Origin of the sequence: Luteimonas fraxinea (assembly GCF_021233355.1) — a bacterium.
GTDB classification, from domain to species: Bacteria; Pseudomonadota; Gammaproteobacteria; order Xanthomonadales; family Xanthomonadaceae; genus Luteimonas; species Luteimonas fraxinea.
Genome location: NZ_CP089507.1, coordinates 3,524,439 through 3,543,649 on the forward strand (window position 1 = coordinate 3,524,439; position 19,211 = coordinate 3,543,649).

The window sequence follows — 19,211 nt, forward strand, 5'->3', positions numbered from 1 at the left end:
CATCGTAGTGCAGGGGGCCGCGGGCCGCCCTGCGGCCTTCGGTCGCACCCGCGGGCAGGCACACAGGCGGTTAGGCCAGGCGTCACCGAAAAGACCGGCGCGACCCGCTAAAATGCGCGCATGTCCGCCCAGCCTGTTCCAACCAGCGCGCACGCGCCGGAAGCCTGCCTGTCCGAACCCGTGGCGTTGCCGGCCTTCGGCGCCGCCGCGCGCCGCGGCACGCGTCAGGTCCTTGTCGGCGGCATCGCCGTCGGTGGCGATGCGCCGGTGGTCGTGCAGTCGATGACCAATACCGACACCGCCGATATCGCCTCCACCGCCAAGCAGATCGGCGAGTTGTGGCGCGCCGGTTCGGAACTCGTGCGCATCACGGTCAACAATCCCGAATCTGCCGCCGCGGTGCCGCGGATCGTCGAGCGGCTGGCGATGCAGGGCATCGAAGTGCCGATCATCGGCGACTTCCACTACAACGGACACCAGCTGCTGACCGGCGAACCTGCCTGTGCGGAAGCGCTGGCGAAGTACCGGATCAACCCGGGCAATGTCGGCTTCGGCAAGAAGAAGGATCTGCAGTTCGGTCAGCTGATCGAATTCGCGATGCGCTACGACAAGCCGGTGCGCATCGGCGCGAACTGGGGCTCGCTCGACCAGTCGCTCGCCGCCGCGCTGATGGACGAGAACGCCAAGCGCGCCGTGCCCTGGGACGCCGGTCGCGTGCTGCGCGAGGCACTGATCCGCTCCGCCGTCGATTCGGCAGAGCGCGCCGTCGAATTCGGTCTCGGTCGCGATCGCATCGTGCTCAGTGCCAAGGTCAGCGGCGTGCAGGAACTGGTCGCCGTGTATCGCGATCTGGCGGCGCGCAGCGATTTCGCGCTACATCTGGGCCTCACCGAAGCCGGCATCGGCAGCAAGGGCATGGTCGCGTCCAGCGCTGCGCTGGCGATCCTGATGCAGGAAGGCATCGGCGACACGATCCGCATTTCGCTCACCCCCGAGCCCGGCGCGTCGCGCACCAAGGAAGTCGTCGTCGCGCAGGAACTGCTGCAGACGATGGGCCTGCGCGCGTTCACGCCGATGGTCACCGCGTGTCCCGGCTGCGGCCGCACCACGTCGGAGTTCTTCCAGGAGCTGGCCGGCGTGGTCCAGGACCACGTGCGCGACAAGATGCCGGAGTGGAAGATCACCCACCCGGGCGCGGAGAACATGACGCTCGCGGTGATGGGCTGCGTGGTCAACGGCCCCGGCGAATCGCGCCACGCCAACATCGGCATTTCGCTGCCGGGCACTGGCGAGGCGCCCTCTGCGCCGGTCTTCATCGACGGCGAGAAGGCGTTGACGCTGCGCGGCGAGAACATCGCGCACGAGTTCGTCGCGCTGGTCGACGACTATGTGCACCGCAACTACGGCCGCCGCGTCGATGCCGTCTGACGGCGCGGACGTCGTCGCCGAGGGCTCACGCGAAACCGGCGGCCTGCTGCGCCGTCACGGCCTGAAATTCCTGTTGCTGTTCGTCGGCGTGCTGCTGCCGATGTGGGGCTTCATGGAACTCGCCGACGAAGTCCACGAATCGGAAGCGATTCCGTTCGACGAGCCGATCCTGCTGTTCGCGCAGGACGTCGCGCGCGAAGGCTTCACCCGCGTATTCCTGTTCTTCTCCGAGATCGGTTACGCCAAGGGCGTCGTGCCGGTCGACATCGCGCTGGTGTTGATCCTGCTGGCGATGAAGCGCTGGCGCGATGGCCTGTTCGTCGCGGTCGCGACCGGCGGCTCGGCGTTGTTGAATCTCGCGACCAAGCGCCTGTTCGCGCGCGACCGCCCCAGTCTTTGGGACTCGATCGCGCCCGAGGCGACTTACAGTTTTCCCAGCGGTCATGCGATGGGGTCGATGACGCTGGCCGCGGTGCTGATCCTGCTGGCCTGGCCGACCCGCGCGCGCTGGTGGGTCATCGCCGCGATGGCCGTGTTCGTGCCGATGGTCGGCCTGTCGCGTGTGTATCTGGGCGTGCATTACCCGTCGGACATTCTGGCCGGCTGGGCTGCGGCGTCGGCGTGGGTGGTGGGGGTGTATCTGGTGATGTATCACCGGCCGCGGTTCGGGCAAAGGGCGTTGGACCGGCCGTAGGATGCGGGGCTTGCCGCTCCGATCTGTGGCGCTCTTCGTAGGATGGGTAGAGCGGAGCGAAACCCATCGCTGCGCGGCGCTGGGAGTACGCTGATGGCCGAAGCGCTGCCTTTTCGGACTCCGCGCTGCCCTCACCCCACCAATTGCTTCGCAATCGGTCCTCCCCTCTTCCAAAAGGAGAGGGGCGCGTGTGTCACCCGCTTGCGGGTGACGCGTTTAGATGGGTAACCGGATGTCCGACAGCTTCCAGGTCAGGCCCTTGCGCGTGAGTACGAATTCGATCGGGCGGCCGCGGTCGTCGCGCACCGTGGCGGTGAAGCGCGAGGTCGAGTTGTAGCGGTAGCGCGCATCCTGGAGCGGCGGCTCGCGTTCGGCGTCCGGGCGCACCTGGGTCGCCGATGCGCCGCCGGCGAGATTCCACAGCCGTTGGCCACGCATCAGGGCGCTCAGGCCGACCGGCGTCACCATCATGTCGACGCCAGTCCCGGCCGCACTGCCGGCAAGCCGCAGACCGATCGCACCAAGCAGGTTCGATTGCAGATCCGGTCCGGCCTCGCGCACGATCGCGTCGGCCAGCTGCAGCCGAAGGCTTTCGCGCAGCGCCGGAAAATCCACCTGCTTCGACAGCGCCCGCGAATCCTCGTTGCGCACGGCCTCGCGGATCGCGTTGACGGTCAGATAAGGCCCAGCGGCTACGTAGCCGAGCAGCAGGACGAGAACCGCGAGGGTGAGCCAGCCGAGTCGCTTCATCGGGATCGCATCGAAGGGGACGCCGCGATTGTCGGAGACGGTGGCGCAGTGCGTGCTGAACGACGACGCGATCGCGCCCCCGGTGCGCGCGTGATCAGAACTCCAGATCCAGCGACGCGCACAGGTAGTCGACGAACGGGGACAACGTGACCAGGTCGGCGGCGATCGTCTGCCGCAGCTTCGGACCGGTCATCGCGTCGTCGTCGAGCGTGCGCCAGAACACCCAGTTGCGATGCTTGAGATCGTCGATGAATTCGAACTGCGGATCGAAGCCACGCGGCGGGCGGACCAGCATCTCGCTGGTTTCGAATTCGAACTGCTTGCGCAGCTTCTTTGCGTGCGCGGCGGCCTTCCAGCTTTCCGGGTTGTCGACGATGAACTGCCGGACCTTCCGCTGGGTATCGGATTCGGGATGCCACAGGCCGGCGCCGACGAAGCTGCCGCCGGGTTGCAGGTGCACGTAGAACGACGGCGCTGCGGTTTCGCGACGGCGCTCATGGAACAGCCGCGCGCCCTGCCAGGTCTTGTACGGCGACTTGTCGTTGGAGAAGCGTGCATCGCGATGGATGCGGAACAGCGAGCCGCCGACGGTGCGCGTGTCGGCGCGGAAATGGGCGCTGACCGCGGCGACATCCGGCTGCAGATCACCGATCAGGCGCAGGAACGGCTGGCGCACATGCGCGTCGTAGTCCTTGCGGTGTTCCTCGAACCACGGCTTCTCGTTGTGGCGCGCGAGCGCGCGCAGGAACTTGAAGCTCTTGTCGCTGAAGTACGTGGTCATGCGGAATGGATAGGCAGCGTGGGGGACGGATGCAAGCGCGTCTGCAGGCTCTGGCCCCAGTCGCTGAGGGCATCGAGCAGCGGCAGGCGCCGTGCGTCGTCGGGATTTTCGGCGCGCAGGGCGTCGATCTGCGTGAAGTAGCTGGCGAAATCCTGTTCGGCCTGCGTAGTGCCGGGCGCCAGGCGCTCACGCCGGTAGTCGTCCCAGCGCAGCTGTTCGTCGGGATTGAGCGTGTCCGGCCAGTTACGTGCGCGGTAGCGGAGCAACAGGGCATCGAGACGCGGATCCTCGAATCCGAAATCGCGCGCGCCCAGCAGCGTCGGCGGCGTCGCGCGGACCTGGGCCATGCGTCGCTTGTCGCCGTCGCCGGCGAAGCCGTCGTAGAGCGCGCCGTCGGGATCGGACGGTCCGAACTCGCGCTCGACGGCGAACACCTGGCGGATCTTCTCGGCCAGTGCGGGGCCTGCGCTGCGCAGGCGCGCCGCGCGCCGCTCGATGTCTGCCGGATCGATCGACAGCCGCTCGAAATCCGCCTCGCGCAAATGACTCCAGGCCACCAGCGCAGGGCAGCGGTTGCTGTGGACTTCCTTGAGCGGAATGCGCGCGACGCCTTCTGGCAGATCCTCGCGGCGCACGAAGACGCGCGCGGCGATGGCATCGGCATCGAGGTCGAGCAGCCAGTCCGGATCGCCGTCGAGGTCGAACACCACGACGCGGCTGTCGATGCGTGGATGCCGCGCGATCGGCAGCACCGGCGCCGCGCACAGGCGCGCGGCCGGGTAGCGTTGCGAGACGTGCAGCACCGGCGTCATCGCGATGGTGTCGAGCATCGATGCCGCATGGCGCTTGTCGCGCAGCTTCGCCGCGTAGTCCCACAACCGCGGCTGCGCATTGCGGAAGAGGCGCGCAAGACCGATCAACGCGCGCACGTCCGACAACGCTTCGTGCGCGTCACCGGTGCGTACGTCATTGGCCGTCGCCAGATGCTCGAGCTTGAACGAAGTCGCGCCGTCCTCGCGTGTCGGCCAGACAAGTCCTTCGGGGCGCAGCGCATGCCACAGGCGCATCACGTCGAGCAGGTCCCAGCGCGAATTGCCGCTGCGCCATTCGCGCTCGTAGGGGTCGTGGAAATTGCGGTACAGGCCGAAGCGCACGAACTCGTCGTCGAAGCGCAGCGAGTTGTAGCCCAGCGTGCAGGTCTTCGGCCGCGCCATTTCCTCGTGGATCCGCGCGAACGCGTCGGCCTCGGGCATGCCTGCGGCCAGCGCGTGCTGCGGGGTGATGCCGGTGATCAGCGTTGCGATGGGCGAGGGCAGCAGGTCGTCGGCAGGCCTGACGAAGAAGTCGATCGGGTCGTCGATCTCGTTGAGTTCGGCATCGGTGCGGATCGCGGCGAACTGGGCGATGCGCGTGCGGCGCGGATCGGAACCGAAGGTTTCGAGATCGTAGAAGAGAAAACTGTCGTTCATAAGCAGCGCTGCTGGCGCCTCGTTTCTGCAAGCAGTTGCGACGGCATCATTCCGGTCGGGCGCGGCGCCCGTGTCGAGGCGCAGTCATCGAAAAGAAAGCGGTCGCTCACGCCGGCACATCCTCCAGCGGCGTCAGCAGCTCGCGCACTTCGGCGTCGATCGCGTCCCAGTCCAGCGTCGCCAGCGAGGCATGCCCCGCTGTCGCGCGTTCGAGGATGCCGCGCTGGAGGTCGGTGCGCGTCATCGCCAGCGAGTAGGGGATGCGCATGAAGGTGACCATCGCGTAGTGCGGCACGAAGCGGCCGGGGTGGCGGTCCTGCAGCGCGAGTTCCAGCTCGCGCTGGAGCAGATAATCGGCATCGTCGACGCGGTTGCGCATTTCCAGATAGTTGTCGAGTGCCATGCGCTGGATCGCGGCAGCATCGGGTTTGCGCTCGATTTCGAAGGCGGCGAACGCGGTCGCGAGATCGTCGTGCGCATCCAGCTGCCGGGCCAGTGCCACGCAGTCCTCGAACGCACAGTTCATGCCCTGGCCGTGGAAGGGCACCATCGCGTGCGCGGCGTCGCCCAGCAGCACCGCGCGGCCGTCGAGATGCCAGCGGTCGAGATACAGCGTGGCCAGCTGGCCGACCGGGTTGCCGCTCCAGTCACGGTCGAACTCGGGGATCAGTGCCAGCGCGGACGGAAAGTCGCGCTCGAAGAACGCGCGCGCCGCGGCGACGTCGTCCAGCTGATCGAACGCAGGCCCGCCGTCCTCGCCCGCGTGATGCGGCAGGAACAGGGTGACGGTGAAGGTCTTCTCGTCGTTGGGCAGCGCGATGCACATGTAGTGCCCGCGCGGCCAGATGTGCAGCGCGTTGGGCTCGATGCGGAAGCCGCCGTCGGCGGTCGGCGGAATCTCGAGTTCCTTGTAGCCGTGATCGAGGAAATCGCTGCGCTGGCCGAGATCGCGCACGCGATGCATCGCGCCGCGCAGTGCCGAGCCCGCGCCGTCGGCGCCGATCAGCGCTTCGAACTGGACTTCGCGCGTGCTGTCGTGGCGCGGATCGCGGAACACTGCACGCCGCGAATCGAAGTTCACCGCGTCCAGGCCGGCATCGAAATGCAGCCGCGCGCCGGCGGCCTCCGCCAGATCCAGCAGCACGATGTTGAGATCGCCGCGATGCACCGACCAGATGACTTCGTCGTCGTCGCGGCCGTAGCGCTGCAGCACCGGCTCGGTGTCGCCGACGTGGACCATGCGGCCGCGCATCATGATCGCGTGGTGCATCACCGCATCATCCGCATCGGCGGCGCGCAGCGCGTGCCGGCCGCGTTCCGCCAGCGCCAGATTTATCGAGCGGCCGCCGCCGTAGCCCTGCACGCGCGGATCGCCGCGCTTCTCGTAGAGATCCACGTCCCAGCCACGTCGCCGCAGCAGGATGCCGAGCAGGGCGCCGGCCAGGCCTGCACCGATGATCGTCAGATGGCGTGCGGGTGCCGTCACGCGTCGCGCCACCGCGCCACGGTGCGCACGAAGCGCAGCACGTCGGCGTGGGTGTTGTAGAGCGGCGCGGGCGAAATGCGGATCACGTCGGGCTCGCGCCAGTCGCCGAGCACGCCGTTGTCGGACAGGTATTCGAACAACGCGCGGCCCTGCTCGCGACCGCCGCGCACGCGCAGCGACAGCTGGGCGCCGCGACGTGCGACGTCACGCGGCGTGGCGATATCGAGCACGTCGTCGAGCTGGCTGCGGATCAACGTTTCCAGATAGCCGGTCAGCGTTTCCGACTTCGCACGCAGCGCCGGCATGCCGGCTTCAGTGAACAGGTCCAGTGACGCGCGCAGCGGTGCGAGGCCGAGGATCGGCGGATTGCTGAGCTGCCAGCCTTCGGCGCCCGGCGTGGGCTGGAAATCCGGCCCCATGCGGAAACGCGTCGCCGCGTCGTGCCCCCACCAGCCGGCAAAGCGCGGGCGGTCGGTCTGCGCATGACGCGCGTGCACGAATGCGCCGGCCACCGCGCCCGGCCCGCTGTTGAGGTACTTGTAGTGGCACCACACGGCGAAGTCGGCATTGCTGTCGTGCAGCTGCAGCGGCAGGTTGCCGGCGGCATGCGCGAGATCGAAACCGACGACCGCGCCTGCGGCATGACCCAGCCGCACGATCTCCGCCAGATCGAAGGCTTCGCCGGTGCGGTACTGCACGCCCGGCCACAGCACCAGTGCAACGCGGTGACCGTGTTGTTCCAGGGCGGCAGCGATCGCGTCCGTGCCGAACAGGCCGTCCGCGCCGGGCTGCACTTCGATCAGATCGGTGTCGGGGTCGAAACCGTGGAAGCGCACCTGCGATTCGAGTGCGTAGCGATCGGACGGAAACGCGCCGGCCTCCATCAGGATCGCCGGACGCTCGGCGGTCGGGCGGTAGAAGCCGACCATCAGGAAATGCAGGTTCGCGGTCAGCGAGTTCATCGCGACCACTTCCTCGGGCTGCGCGCCAACGATCTCCGCCAGCTGTGCACCGACCAGGCCGTGGTAGGTCATCCACTGCGAGCTGCCGCGGAAGTGGCCTTCGACCGCTTCCATCGCCCACTTGTCGAGCACGTCTTCGACCTGCGCGCGCGCGCCGCGCGGCTGCAGCCCGAGCGAGTTGCCGACGAAGTACGCCTGCTCCACATCGCCGAAACGCGGCAGATGGAACTGCGCGCGGAAGCGCTGCAGAGGATCGGCGGCGTCGGCAGTCGCGGCGTAGTCGTCTGTGAAGAAATCGCTCATGCGTGGGTCTCCGGCACCACGCTGCGCGTGTGCGTGCTCTTGATATAGGTGGCTGCCTGCAGTTCAACCACCTCGACACACAGCTGGCAGTGCAGGTCGAGTGCGGGCAGGCAGGACGCGAGGGCATCGTGCACATCGCGCGCCAGGGCCGCCCGCACGTCTTCCGGACGGCCGGGCATGACCTTCAGCGTGGCGTGGACGAAGCCATGGCCGTTGTCCGCGCTGCCGACGCGGTACTGGTCGAGCGCGAGCGCGCGGCTCTTGATCGCGACGTCTTCGAAATGGCCGCTGTCGACGAGCGCGCGATTGGCGGCAGCCAGCGCGGCGCGGGGATCGAAGCCGTCGATGTTCGCGGTGTGGTGGAGGATCAGATGGGGCATGGGGGTCTTGTCGTCAGAGGAAGCGGCTGGCGGGCAGGCCCAGCCATTCGAGCGCGGTGCCGTGATAGAGCCGCGCCCGCGAATCTTCGTCGAGCGGGATTTCCTCGATGCCGGCGCCGGGCACCTGTTCGCCGAGCGGGAACGGATAGTCGGTGCCGAGCATCACGCGGTCCGCGCCGCAGGTGTCGAGCAGGTACTGCAGCGCCCGCGGATCGGCCACCCAGGAATCGAAATACAGCTGCTTGAGATAGCCGCGCGGATTGTGCGGATTGTCGGTCGCGACGAGGTCGGGGCGCATGTTGAAGCCGTGTTCGATGCGGCCGATCGTGTACGGAAAACTGCCGCCGCCATGTGCCATGCAGATCTTGAGTTTCGGCAGCCGCTGCAGCACGCCGCCGAACACCAGGCAACACGCCGCGCGCGACTGCTCGGCCGGCATGCCGACCAGCCAAGGCAGCCAGTACTTGGGCATCGACTCGCTGCCCATCATGTCCCAGGGATGCACGAGTACCGCCGCGCCCAGATCGGCCGCGGCTTCGAAGAACGGAAACAGTTCCGGCGCGTCGAGATTCCAGTCGCCGATGTGGCTGCCGATCTGCACGCCCTGCAGGCCGAGCTGGTCGACGCAGCGCTCGAGTTCCTGGATCGCCAGCCGCGGCGACTGCATCGGCACCGTGCCGATGCCGGCGTAATGGCGCGGATGCGCGGCGACTGTCGCGGCCATGTGGTCGTTGAGCGACTGGTGCAGTTCCAGCGCGTGCGCCGGCTTCGCCCAGTAACTGAACATCACCGGCACCGTGCTGATCACCTGCACCTGCACGCCAAAGCGCGCGTAGTCGTCGATGCGTTCCTGCGCGTCCCAGGTCTTGGACCAGATCTCGCGGAAGAAGCGCCCGTCCTTGTAGATGCGGTGGCGGCCGTCGTCGGTGTGGTGGATGACCGGAAACCGCGGTTCGCCGTACTTCGATGCCAGATCCGGCCAGTCGCGCGGCAGGTAGTGGGCGTGGATGTCGATCTTCAGCATGGCCGTCATCGTAGACGACCGGCCCGCGGCGATCACGCCGCAGGCGCACAGCGGGTTCAGGGCGCGTCGGTCTCGCCCAAACGGCGTTCCTGCCGTAGCTGTTCGATCGTCGGCGGCTGGGGGCGCGCCTGCTGGCCCATCGACGCCGCCATCTCGCCGACCCTGGCCTGCGATTGCGCCAGCGACGGCACGCCCATGCGCGCACGCTCGGCATCGTCGATCGCGCCGTCGGCGATCGGATACAGGAACAGACCGGCGTCGCTGCCCTGGAACTGGGTGCCGTACCACTGCGGCTGCAGCTGGGTGGCCATGATGCGATCCCAGGACGCGGCGACGAGCCAGCGGTAGTGGATTTCATCGGGTGCCAAAGTCGATGCCAGCGTCGAAAGTGCGTGGGCGATGCGGATGTCGTCCAGACCGTTGCCGTGCTGGAAGACCATCGCCGCGTGGTAATGGTCAGCTGCGGTGCGCATCGCGCCCTCACGCATCAACGCGAGAACGCGCGCCCGACGTTCGGCGTCCTCGCGGTACACCAGCGACCAGTCAATGTTCATGCCATCCGCACGCGCTTTCTGGTCGTCGTCGTACAGCGCAGCCAGTTCGGCGTTGTCCGTGTTCTGCGCATGGACTGGCGTAATTGCCGCCAGCAGGCAGGACAGCAACAGAATCAGCAGAGGCGTTCTCATGGCGGTCTCCATTCCTTGGATGCGCGGAAATCAGGTGATGTCAGCCAGCGTGTCCGGATCTGGATCGTAGCGGGCAGGGCGCGGGTTGAGATGCCCGCAGGCTTCGCAGGTGCGGTGTTCGATCGAGCCGTAGAAGCGGTCGAACACGGGCGGAAAATCCTGCTCGATATCGTGCAGGTGGAAGTACTGCTCGAACAGCGTGTGGTTGCAGCGTTCGCAGAACCACAGCAGCCCGTCCTGTTCGTGCGGCAGGCGCTTGCGTTCGATGACCAGGCCGATCGAATCCGGACCGCGCTGCGGCGAATGCGGCACCTTCGGCGGCAGCAGGAAGGTCTCGCCGGCGCGGATAGGAATGTCGCGGACCCGGCCGTCTTCCTGGATGCGCAGCACCATCTCGCCTTCGAGCTGGTGGAACCACTCGGGGCCTTCTTCCCAGTGGTAATCGGTGCGTGCATTCGGCCCGCCGACGACCATGACGATGAAGTCGCCGTCGTAGATACATTTGTTGCCGACCGGGGGCTTGAGCAGATGGCGGTGCTCGTCGATCCACTTCTGGAAGTTCAGCGGTCCGGGGATCATCGGTTCACTCCTTCGGCTCGGCGACGCACTTGAGTTCAATTGCAATTGGCGTCGGCAACGCATCGATGCCCAGCGTCGTGCGGCAGGGTGCGGTGGCGGGATCGGGGAAATACTCGGCCCAGACCGCGTTGTAGCCGGCGAAATCGCCGGCCATGTCGGTGAGGTACACGGTCACGTCGACGAGGTCTTCCCAGCGTGCGCCGCTGGCGTCGAGCACCGCGCGCACGTTGGCGAACACCGCATGCGTCTGCGCAGCGATGTCGTGGCCGATCACGTGGCCTCCGTCATCGAGCACGTTGCCCGGGACCGAATCGGTCGCAGGATCGCGCGGTCCGATGCCCGACAGGAACAGCAGCCCACCGGCGCGGCGCGCATGCGGGTAGCGACCGACCGGCCGCGGCGCTGCGCCGGCCTGGATGGCCTCAGCCATCGCGCCGGCCCTGGGCTGCGACGCGCGCGATGTCGGCGACGGCGGCCTCGTAGGCCGGGCCGATGTCATCGTGCGAGGTCACGTCCATGCCGAGTTCGCGCACGCGGCCATCGCCGAGCGCGTAAACCCAGCCATGCACGGCGAGCTTCTGTCCACGCGCCCAGGCATCGCGGACGACGGTGGTCTGGCAGATGTTGAGCGCCTGCTCGACCGCGTTGAGTTCGCACAGCCGCGCGTGGCGCAGGCTGGTGTCCTCGACCGTCGCCAGCATCGACGCATGCTTGTGGTTGACGTCGGCGACATGACGCAGCCAGTTGTCCGCCAGACCCACACGCGCGCCGGTCATCGCCGCATGCACGCCGCCGCAGCCGTAATGGCCGACCAGCAGGATGTGCTCGACCTTGAGCACGTCGACGGCGAACTGGATCACCGACAGCGCATTGAGATCGCCGTGTGACAGCACGTTGGCGATGTTGCGGTGGACGAAGACCTCGCCCGGGTCGAGCCCGAGGATCTGGTTCGCCGGCACGCGCGAGTCGGAACAGCCGATCCACAGGTAGCGCGGGATCTGCTGGTTTTCCAGACGGTGGAAGTAATCCGGGTCCTCGCGCACAGCGCGCTCGGCCCAGTCACGGTTGTTCTGCAGAAGATTGTCGAGTTCGCCCATGTTGCGATTATCCCAGAGACAGGCCGACGTTCTTCGGCTCGGTGAAGAAACGCATGGCTTCCATGCCGCCCTCGCGGCCGAGACCGGACGCGCCGGTACCGCCGAAGGGCGTGCGCAGGTCGCGCATCAGCCAGGTGTTGATCCAGACCATGCCCACATGCAGCGCCGCAGCGAGGCGGTGCGCGCGAGTCAGGTCGCGTGTCCAGATGGAGGCCGACAGGCCGTAGTCGCCGGCGTTCGCCAGCGCGAGTGCGTGTGCATCGTCGTCGAAGAGTTGCAGTGTGACCACCGGCCCGAAGATCTCCTCGCGGTTGGTCGCGCAGTCCGGCCCGAGACCGTCGATGACGGTCGGGGCGATGAACCAGCCCGGCCGCTCCAGCGCGTGGCCGCCGCACAACACGCGGCCGCCTTCGTCGCGCGCCCGAGCGATGGCCGTGAGCACCTTGTCGAACTGCGCCTGCGAGACCAGCGGGCCCATGCGCGCGTCGGGATCCATCGGATCGCCGACCTGCAGCGCGAGCACCTCGGCCACGAAGCGCTCGCGGAAGGATGCATAGATGCCGCGTTCGACGAGGATCCGCGAGCCGCACAGGCAGATCTGCCCGGCGTTCTGGAATGCCGAGCGCACCAGCGTGGAGAGTTGTGATTCCCAGTCGCTGTCGGCGAAGACCAGCGTCGCGTTCTTGCCGCCGAGTTCCAGCGAGGCCTTCTTCAGCTGCGCACCGGTGCGCGCGCCGATGCGACGGCCGACCGCGGTGCTGCCGGTGAACGACACCGCGCGCACGCGCGGATCGTCGATCAACGCATCGCCAACCTCGGCGCCGACGCCGTGCACGACATTGAGCACGCCCGGCGGCAGCCCGATCTCGCCCGACAGCGTCGCCAGCAGCGACGCGCTGGCCGGGGTGAGTTCCGAAGGTTTGGCGACTACCGTATTGCCGGCCGCGAGGGCGGGCGCGATCTTCCAGGTGAACAGATACAGCGGCAGGTTCCACGGCGAGATCGCCGCGACCACGCCCAGTGGCGCGCGCAGCGTGTAATTCAGGCCGGCCTCGCCGTGATGCGACTCGCTGGAGAACTGCGTGGCCGCATGCGCGAAGAAGCGCAGGTTGGCGACCGCGCGCGGGATTTCGGCATCGCGGGCAAGGACGAACGGCTTGCCGCCATCGCGGGCCTCGGCATGGGCGAATTCGTCGATCCGGGCTTCGAGCGCCGCGGCGAGCGTTTCGAGCCATGCCGAGCGCGCGCTGTTCGGCAATGCGGCCCAGGCGGGCGCAGCGCCGGCGGCGGCGGTGATCGCGGCCTCGATATCGGCGGCGTCGCCGGCGGCGACTTCGGCATAGATGCGGCCGCTCGCCGGCTCGTGCACCGGCAGCCAGTGATCCCGGCCGGGTGCGCGCGCAGCGCCATCGATCCAGTGCGTCAGCCGTTGCATGTCGCCAGCTTACCCGAGGCGTCAAGGCGGCTCAGGTCTGGCAGCTCTTGCACCAGTACAGACGGCGTCCGGCCAGACGTTCCTCGACGATGCGACCATCGCCGCGCGGGCAGGGATCGCCCTTGCGCTCGAACACCTCGAAGCCGAACTGCGCACGGGTCTTCGCGAGGTAGTCCTTGCCGGGCGGCAGCGCGTCGTCGTGCTTGGCGCGATACGCGCGCCGCGGCACGTCGAGCAGCGCGTTGGCGAGGCGGCGCCGCTCGCCGGTCGTGAGGTCCTGCAGCAGCCGGTACGGCGCGAGCTTCGCCTTGAAGAGCACCTCCGAGCGAAGGTAGTTGCCCATGCCGGCCGCGAATGCCTGATCGAGCAGCAGCATGGCCAGCGTGCGCCGGGCGAAACGGGGTGTGCGCATGTGCGCGAGCAACGCCTTCGCGTCGACCGCGGGATCGAGCACGTCCGGACCGAGCTTCGACAGGTACGGCTGCGCGCCGAGGTCATCGGTACGCCACAGCGAGATCGACGGCGCGGCGTACAGCGCCGCGACACCGCGCACGGTCGCCAGCACCAGCCGCGGCGGCGCGCCGTCGGGGAGGGCATCGAGGTCTTCGACGAAACGCCAGAAGCCGAACAGGTGGCTGTGGGTGTACAGCGTCCAGCCGCCTTCGACGGCGGTCAGCAGTGCCTTGCCGCGTGCCTCCACTGCGAGCACGCGCTGGCCTTCGAGCAGGCCGCGCCGGCGCTGCAGCGTGGGATCTATGAAGCGCACATGCGTCAGTGTCTCGTCTACGAGCAGGGTCGACAGGCGATCGGCGAGTGCGTGGGTTTCGGGGCCTTCGGGCATCGACGCATCGAAGCAATGGACGCGTCGCGGCGTCGTGACATTCGCGACGCGCGTGCGCCGATCAGATCGACGCCATCCGTCCCCCGTCGACCGGCAGGCTCACGCCGGTGACGTAGGCCGCGGCCGGCGCGCACAGGAACGCGATGACGCCGGCGGTTTCCGAGGGTTCCGCGAAGCGGCCGGCGGGCACGCTGGCCCGCATCGATGCGAGCACGGCATCTTCGTCCTGACCGGTGCGGCGGATGCGGTCCGCGACCACCTGGTCGATGCGGCCGGTGCGCGTGTAGCCAGGCAGTACGTTGTTGACGGTGATGCCGTCGGGCGCGAGTTCGCGCGACAGCGTCTTGGCCCAGCTGGCGACCGCGCCGCGCACGGTGTTCGACACGCCCAGGCCCGCGATGGGTTCGCGCACCGAGGTCGAGACCACGTTGACGATGCGGCCCCACTTCGCGGCACGCATCGCGGGCAGCACGGCCTGCACCAGTACCTGGCCGCCGATCAGATGACGACGGAATGCGGCTTCGAATGCATCGAGGGGCGCTTCGTGCGCGGTGCCGCCCGCCGGACCGCCGGTGTTGTTGACCAGGATCTGCACCGGATGCGCGGCCACGTGCGCGGCAATGGCGGCCTGCAACGCGGCGGAGTCGTCCATGTCGACGGCGAGCGCGTGATGCGTCTGGCCCTGCGTCGTAGGCAAGGCGTCGACCACCGCCTGCAGCGCATCCGCGCGGCGCGCGAGCACGGTCACGCTGGCGCCGAGCTGGGCGAGTTCATGCGCGGTGGCGCGGCCGATGCCTTCGGAGGCGCCGCAGACGAGGGCGTGGCGGCCGGTGAGATCGAGGTCCATGCAGGGCTCCGGTGCGGAATCAGGATGCGATCGCGCGCATCATCGCGGCGATCTCGCGGGCATTCGTGTCACCGGCCGACAGCGCATCGGCGACCGCGCTGCGATTGGCGGCCGGATGGTTCTGGCTGAGCTTGTATTTGATCTCGACGGCGTCGACACGGAAGCGGAAGCCGACGATGCCGCGCAGTTGCCGGCGCTGGCGATCGTCCTCGGGCTCGAAACGCCAGTCACCACCGACGCGGGCCTCGAAGACATCGCTGGTGCGCGCGACCAGATCGGCCAGTGCGGCCTCGTCGTCGAAGCGTTCGAGCCGGCCGCACAGATGCGCGGTGGCGTAGTTCCAGGTCGGCACGCGCGAGGCTTCGACCTTGTCCGGGTACCAGCCCGGCGACACGTAGGCGTGCGGTCCGTGGACGATCATCAGCGCCGGACCGTCGTGCGTGGCCTGCGGATTCGGTCGCGCCCAATGACCTTCGACGTGCAGCATGTCGGCTTCGCGCCGGTAGAGCACCGGCAATTGGCTGGCGAGCGGCGCGCCATCGGGGCCGGTCGTCACCAGCGTGACGAAGGCATCGCGCGCGAACAGCGCGTCCAGCGATTGCAGGTCATCGACGGCAAACGCGCGGGGCGTGTACATCGTCGGCTGCGTATCAGGCGCGCTTGCCGAGCGACTGCACCATACGATCGCGCAGCTGCGCATCGTCGTCGGCCTGCGGCGGCGCGATCTCGTCGATCGCGAATCCGCGCTCGAGCGCGTCTTCGGGATCGAGGCCGTCCCATTCGACGAATTCGGCATCGAGCAGCATGCCGCGCGCGGTGTCCTCGCTGTCGTAGACGAGGGTGTTGCCGTCGCTGTCGAGCACTTCGGCGACGCCGGCATCGAGCACGCGCAGGCGCGCCCAGATCACGGTGCGGGCAATGGACGCAAGCCACCACTGGTCATGGGACGTGTGGGCGTGGGTCATGAAACGGAACTCCGGGTCAGGGGGCGATCGACCACAGCCACAGCACAGCCGAAGCGGCCAGCGCGCCGAGGATCACCATCAGGGAAATGCGGGCCGGCGTCGCCAGGCCGGTGAACTGCCGGTCGTGCACTTCGTAGTAACCGCCGCCGAGCAACCAGCGCAACGCGGCCGGCTGCGCGAACGCGTTCTCGCCGAAGCGACCGCGCACCTGCGGGTGGCGGTCGCGCAGATGCACCAGCGACAGCGGCCAGAAAATCACGAAGGCGGTGAATCCGCCGATCGCGACGCCGAAGAAACACAGGGCGAGGAAGAGGGTCATTCGAACAACGGGATTCGATGGGACCGGACATGCGTCCGTTGAGCAGCGGAGTTCGCGATTCGCGAGCACGCGCGTCGACCGCGTACGCGGCACGTGCGCGGGCCGTGCAACGAACTGCTTCTAAGAATCGCCATTCCCGTCTCCTGAATCCTCAGTACTCCGCCTGCCCCGGCGCACGCGGATACGGAATCGCGTCGCGGATGTTCGACAGGCCGCAGATGTAGACGATCAGGCGTTCGAAGCCGAGGCCGAAGCCGGCGTGCGGCACGGTGCCGTAGCGACGGAAATCGCGGTACCAGCTGTAGTGCTCGCGATCGAGACCGAACTGGTCCATGCGCGCATCGAGCACGTCGAGACGTTCCTCGCGCTGTGCGCCGCCGATGATCTCGCCGATGCCCGGCGCCAGCACGTCCATCGCCGCGACGGTCTTGCCGTCGTCGTTGAGGCGCATGTAGAACGCCTTGATATGCTCGGGATAGTTGGTCACCACGACCGGGCGACCGACGTGCTGCTCGGTCAGCCAGCGCTCGTGCTCGGTCTGCAGGTCCAGGCCCCATTCGACCGGGAACTCGAACTTGTGCCCAGACTTGCGCAGCAGTTCGACCGCGTCGGTGTATTCGATGCGCTCGAACGGCGCATTGACGAAGGCTTCCAGGCGCGTAATCGCGTCCTTCTGCACGCGCTCGGCAATGAAGGCCATGTCGTCGGCGCGCTCGTCGAGCACTGCGCGGAACAGATACTTGAGGAACTCTTCGGAAATGCGCGCGTTCTCGGCGAGATCGGCGAACGCGATCTCCGGCTCGATCATCCAGAACTCGGCCAGATGACGCGTGGTGTGGCTGTTCTCGGCGCGGAAGGTCGGGCCGAAGGTGTAGACCTTGCTCATCGCCAGGCAGTAGGCCTCGACGTTGAGCTGGCCGGACACGGTGAGGAACGCTTCCTTGCCGAAGAAGTCGCGGCTGAAGTCGACCTTGCCCTCGCGCATCGGCAGATTCGCCAGATCCAGCGTCGAGATGCGGAACATCTGGCCCGCGCCTTCGGCGTCGGACGTGGTCACGATCGGCGTGTTGATCCAGTAGTAGCCGTTCTCGTGGAAATACCGGTGCGCTGCCTGCGCCAGGCAATGGCGGATGCGCGTGACCGCGCCGAACAGGTTGGTGCGCGGGCGCAGATGCGCGACCTCGCGCAGGAATTCCAGCGAGTGCGCCTTGGGCTGGATCGGATAGGTTTCCGGATCCTCGACCCAGCCGACGATTTCCAGCGATTCCGCCTGGATCTCGAAGCTCTGGCCCTGGCCCTGCGACTTCACCAGCGTGCCGGTGGCGATGACCGAACAACCGGCGGTCAGGCGCTTGATCTCGGATTCGTAATTGCCCAGCGCGTCCGGCGCGACGACCTGGATCGGCGCGAAGCACGAACCGTCGCTGACGTTGACGAAGCTCAGCCCCGCCTTCGAATCACGGCGGGTACGGACCCAGCCACGGACGGTGACTTCGCCGCCTTCTGGAATGTGCCCGGCAAGGGCCTGTTGGACGCTGATCGTGGTCATGCCTTGAATCCTGGTAATCCGGTCCGATAACACGCGGCAGCACAGTCTACCGGAGCCGGCCTGCGCGCCGGCGCCTCCGGGCGCCAGCGGGCGTTCGGGTCCACGGGAGTACAATCACGTCATGGCTATCGCACTCGCCCCCGCCGCGCTCGAACGCGCCCGCCGCTTCCTGGCGGCCAGCCCCGACGCACTTGGTCTGCGCTTCGGCGTCACCAAGACCGGCTGCTCCGGCTGGGGTTACGTCGTCGACATCGCCCGTGAGGAACAGCCGGGCGATGCGATCAGCGAGCACGACGGCGTGCGCATCTATGTCGACGCACAGAGCCAGCCGATCGTCGACGGCACCGAGATCGACTTCGCGCAGAAGGGGTTGAACCAGGAATTCGTGTTCCGCAATCCGAATGCCGCTGCGGCGTGTGGGTGTGGCGAGAGTTTCACGACGGATCCGACGAAATAATCGGCTGCTGTTGAGGCGGGCGCGCGGCCGCATTTTTCTTTGAAAGCGAAACCGGCTGCCCGGGAAATTTGGGGCGGGGTAGGGCGGTGCTTGCGTCTCGCGCGTGCGTTCACGTATTGGTTTGAAAGTGTGGGCGGAGGGTCCGCGTCTACCTGTTGCCCTCACCCCAACCCCTCTCCCGGGGGGAGAGGGGCTCGGATCTCTGCGGTGTTTCGGACGCGACGAGTTCTGGGCGTGCGGACGCGAAGTACGGCATCTGTATGCGCACTCCTACGAGTGGCGAGAAACTTGCGCAGGTGCATCCAGCAGGCGAACCGTCTCGAACCCCTCTCCCTCCGGGAGAGGGGTTGGGGTGAGGGCCGACGATCGCACCGATACAGAATCACGCGACGCGCATCTTCGGAAAAACCGAAGATCTACCGCTTTCGCCGGAACTCGCTCCGCAACACGAACTCCGTCGCCAGCAGTCCCAGCAACGCCATGCCAAACCAGGTCAGCGCATAGCTGAGGTGGTTGTTGCGGAACTGCACCATCGTCAGACCCGGCACCGGCCAGTTGCCGGTGTCGATACGGTCCTGTGCGTCGATGAAAAATGCCGCGGTCGTACCATCGACATTGCGCGCGGATGAGAACTCCGCCGGCGCGCGGGTGTACCAGCGGTCTTCGTCCGGCACATTCGCGCGCAGGAACACACCGTGCTGCTCGGGCACACGCAGCAGACCGATGACGCTGACCGTCTCCGATTCGTCATGCCTTGCGCGTGTTTCGCGGGCGCGATGCGCGTTGTCGACGTAGCCGCGATTGATCCAGACGGTGCCGTCAGCGGTCACCAGCGGGGTCATGATCCAGTAGCCGGGGCCGCGTTCGGTCGTCGCGTACACCGCGACTTCCTGCGTGTGCAGCAGGCGACCGGTGGCTGCGACGCGGCGGTATTCGTCTTCGGCAGGATCGAGTGCCGACCGGAACGACGACGCCGGCAATTGCGCCGGCGTCGCGTGCACGCGTGCATCGACCCGTGCGATCAGATCGCGCTTCCATTGCAGGCGTTCCACCTGCCACACACCGAGGGCGATGAAGCCCACGGTGGCGGCGATCAGGAAGACCAGCAGCGCCCAGCGGATGACCGGGCGTGCGGTGGCGCGGGGTGACTCGCTCACGA

22 protein-coding genes are annotated in these 19,211 nt (G+C 67.6%); 3 read left to right on the top strand and 19 right to left on the bottom strand.

The window, feature by feature from the left end; all coding sequences use genetic code 11:
• Nucleotides 1-120 precede the first annotated feature (120 nt).
• Nucleotides 121-1,428, top strand: coding sequence for a flavodoxin-dependent (E)-4-hydroxy-3-methylbut-2-enyl-diphosphate synthase (gene ispG / locus LU699_RS15935; RefSeq protein ID WP_232135849.1), 1,308 nt, complete (start codon nucleotides 121-123; stop codon nucleotides 1,426-1,428).
• A complete protein-coding gene (locus LU699_RS15940; protein ID WP_425491121.1) occupies nucleotides 1,418-2,122 on the top strand; it encodes a phosphatase PAP2 family protein in 705 nt (234 codons plus the stop codon). The genes ispG and LU699_RS15940 overlap by 11 nt, the downstream gene beginning before the upstream one ends.
• A 216-nt stretch (nucleotides 2,123-2,338) precedes the next feature.
• Here LU699_RS15940 and LU699_RS15945 read toward each other — a convergent pair whose 3' ends face one another.
• From LU699_RS15945 to asnS, 18 genes are all read right to left on the bottom strand, one after another.
• Nucleotides 2,339-2,872: a DUF2939 domain-containing protein gene (locus tag LU699_RS15945; protein WP_232135847.1), complete on the bottom strand. Its 534-nt coding sequence runs from the start codon at nucleotides 2,870-2,872 to the stop codon at nucleotides 2,339-2,341.
• Nucleotides 2,873-2,966: 94 nt separating this feature from the next.
• Complete coding sequence (locus LU699_RS15950) at nucleotides 2,967-3,653, bottom strand: DUF2461 domain-containing protein (protein ID WP_232135845.1); 687 nt, start codon at nucleotides 3,651-3,653, stop codon at nucleotides 2,967-2,969.
• Nucleotides 3,650-5,122 carry an exodeoxyribonuclease I gene (gene sbcB, locus LU699_RS15955; protein ID WP_232135844.1) on the bottom strand — a complete coding sequence of 491 codons (1,473 nt, stop codon included), beginning with the start codon at nucleotides 5,120-5,122 and terminating at the stop codon, nucleotides 3,650-3,652. Before sbcB ends, LU699_RS15950 begins: the two co-directional genes overlap by 4 nt.
• A gap of 106 nt (nucleotides 5,123-5,228) precedes the next feature.
• On the bottom strand, nucleotides 5,229-6,608 hold the full coding sequence (locus LU699_RS15960) for an FAD-dependent oxidoreductase (protein WP_232135843.1): 1,380 nt from the start codon (nucleotides 6,606-6,608) through the stop codon (nucleotides 5,229-5,231).
• Entirely contained in the window at nucleotides 6,605-7,873 is a 1,269-nt protein-coding gene (gene kynU / locus LU699_RS15965) for a kynureninase (RefSeq protein WP_232135842.1), read from the bottom strand. The genes LU699_RS15960 and kynU overlap by 4 nt, the downstream gene beginning before the upstream one ends.
• A complete protein-coding gene (locus LU699_RS15970) occupies nucleotides 7,870-8,253 on the bottom strand; it encodes a 5-carboxymethyl-2-hydroxymuconate Delta-isomerase (protein ID WP_232135841.1) in 384 nt (127 codons plus the stop codon). Before LU699_RS15970 ends, kynU begins: the two co-directional genes overlap by 4 nt.
• 13 nt (nucleotides 8,254-8,266) lie before the next feature.
• A complete protein-coding gene (locus tag LU699_RS15975; protein ID WP_232135840.1) occupies nucleotides 8,267-9,277 on the bottom strand; it encodes an amidohydrolase family protein in 1,011 nt (336 codons plus the stop codon).
• A gap of 56 nt (nucleotides 9,278-9,333) precedes the next feature.
• On the bottom strand, nucleotides 9,334-9,963 hold the full coding sequence (locus LU699_RS15980) for a hypothetical protein (protein ID WP_232135839.1): 630 nt from the start codon (nucleotides 9,961-9,963) through the stop codon (nucleotides 9,334-9,336).
• Between the two features lie 30 nt (nucleotides 9,964-9,993).
• The gene (locus LU699_RS15985) at nucleotides 9,994-10,542 is read right to left on the bottom strand and encodes a 3-hydroxyanthranilate 3,4-dioxygenase (protein WP_232135838.1); all 549 of its coding nucleotides are present in this window, start codon (nucleotides 10,540-10,542) and stop codon (nucleotides 9,994-9,996) included.
• Between the two features lie 4 nt (nucleotides 10,543-10,546).
• Nucleotides 10,547-10,972 carry a RidA family protein gene (locus LU699_RS15990; protein WP_232135837.1) on the bottom strand — a complete coding sequence of 142 codons (426 nt, stop codon included), beginning with the start codon at nucleotides 10,970-10,972 and terminating at the stop codon, nucleotides 10,547-10,549.
• Entirely contained in the window at nucleotides 10,965-11,639 is a 675-nt protein-coding gene (gene can, locus LU699_RS15995) for a carbonate dehydratase (protein WP_232135835.1), read from the bottom strand. Before can ends, LU699_RS15990 begins: the two co-directional genes overlap by 8 nt.
• Nucleotides 11,640-11,646: 7 nt before the next feature.
• Nucleotides 11,647-13,074 carry an aldehyde dehydrogenase gene (locus LU699_RS16000; protein WP_232580279.1) on the bottom strand — a complete coding sequence of 476 codons (1,428 nt, stop codon included), beginning with the start codon at nucleotides 13,072-13,074 and terminating at the stop codon, nucleotides 11,647-11,649.
• Between the two features lie 31 nt (nucleotides 13,075-13,105).
• A complete protein-coding gene (locus LU699_RS16005) occupies nucleotides 13,106-13,915 on the bottom strand; it encodes a DNA-formamidopyrimidine glycosylase family protein (protein ID WP_232135833.1) in 810 nt (269 codons plus the stop codon).
• Between the two features lie 61 nt (nucleotides 13,916-13,976).
• Nucleotides 13,977-14,762, bottom strand: a complete 786-nt coding sequence (locus tag LU699_RS16010) for an SDR family NAD(P)-dependent oxidoreductase (RefSeq protein ID WP_232135832.1) — start codon at nucleotides 14,760-14,762, stop codon at nucleotides 13,977-13,979.
• A gap of 19 nt (nucleotides 14,763-14,781) precedes the next feature.
• Nucleotides 14,782-15,399 carry an FMN-binding negative transcriptional regulator gene (locus LU699_RS16015; RefSeq protein ID WP_232135831.1) on the bottom strand — a complete coding sequence of 206 codons (618 nt, stop codon included), beginning with the start codon at nucleotides 15,397-15,399 and terminating at the stop codon, nucleotides 14,782-14,784.
• A 13-nt stretch (nucleotides 15,400-15,412) separates the two neighbouring features.
• Nucleotides 15,413-15,727: a hypothetical protein gene (locus LU699_RS16020; protein WP_232135830.1), complete on the bottom strand. Its 315-nt coding sequence runs from the start codon at nucleotides 15,725-15,727 to the stop codon at nucleotides 15,413-15,415.
• Between the two features lie 16 nt (nucleotides 15,728-15,743).
• Nucleotides 15,744-16,046: a hypothetical protein gene (locus LU699_RS16025; RefSeq protein WP_232135829.1), complete on the bottom strand. Its 303-nt coding sequence runs from the start codon at nucleotides 16,044-16,046 to the stop codon at nucleotides 15,744-15,746.
• A 151-nt stretch (nucleotides 16,047-16,197) separates the two neighbouring features.
• The gene (gene asnS, locus LU699_RS16030) at nucleotides 16,198-17,595 is read right to left on the bottom strand and encodes an asparagine--tRNA ligase (protein WP_232135828.1); all 1,398 of its coding nucleotides are present in this window, start codon (nucleotides 17,593-17,595) and stop codon (nucleotides 16,198-16,200) included.
• A 121-nt stretch (nucleotides 17,596-17,716) separates the two neighbouring features.
• Here asnS and LU699_RS16035 point away from each other — a divergent pair, with 121 nt between their 5' ends.
• Nucleotides 17,717-18,052 (top strand): HesB/IscA family protein, encoded by a 336-nt coding sequence (locus LU699_RS16035; protein ID WP_232135827.1) that lies wholly within the window; start codon nucleotides 17,717-17,719, stop codon nucleotides 18,050-18,052.
• A gap of 416 nt (nucleotides 18,053-18,468) precedes the next feature.
• Here LU699_RS16035 and LU699_RS16040 read toward each other — a convergent pair whose 3' ends face one another.
• Entirely contained in the window at nucleotides 18,469-19,209 is a 741-nt protein-coding gene (locus LU699_RS16040; RefSeq protein ID WP_232135826.1) for an SURF1 family protein, read from the bottom strand.
• Nucleotides 19,210-19,211 lie beyond the last annotated feature (2 nt).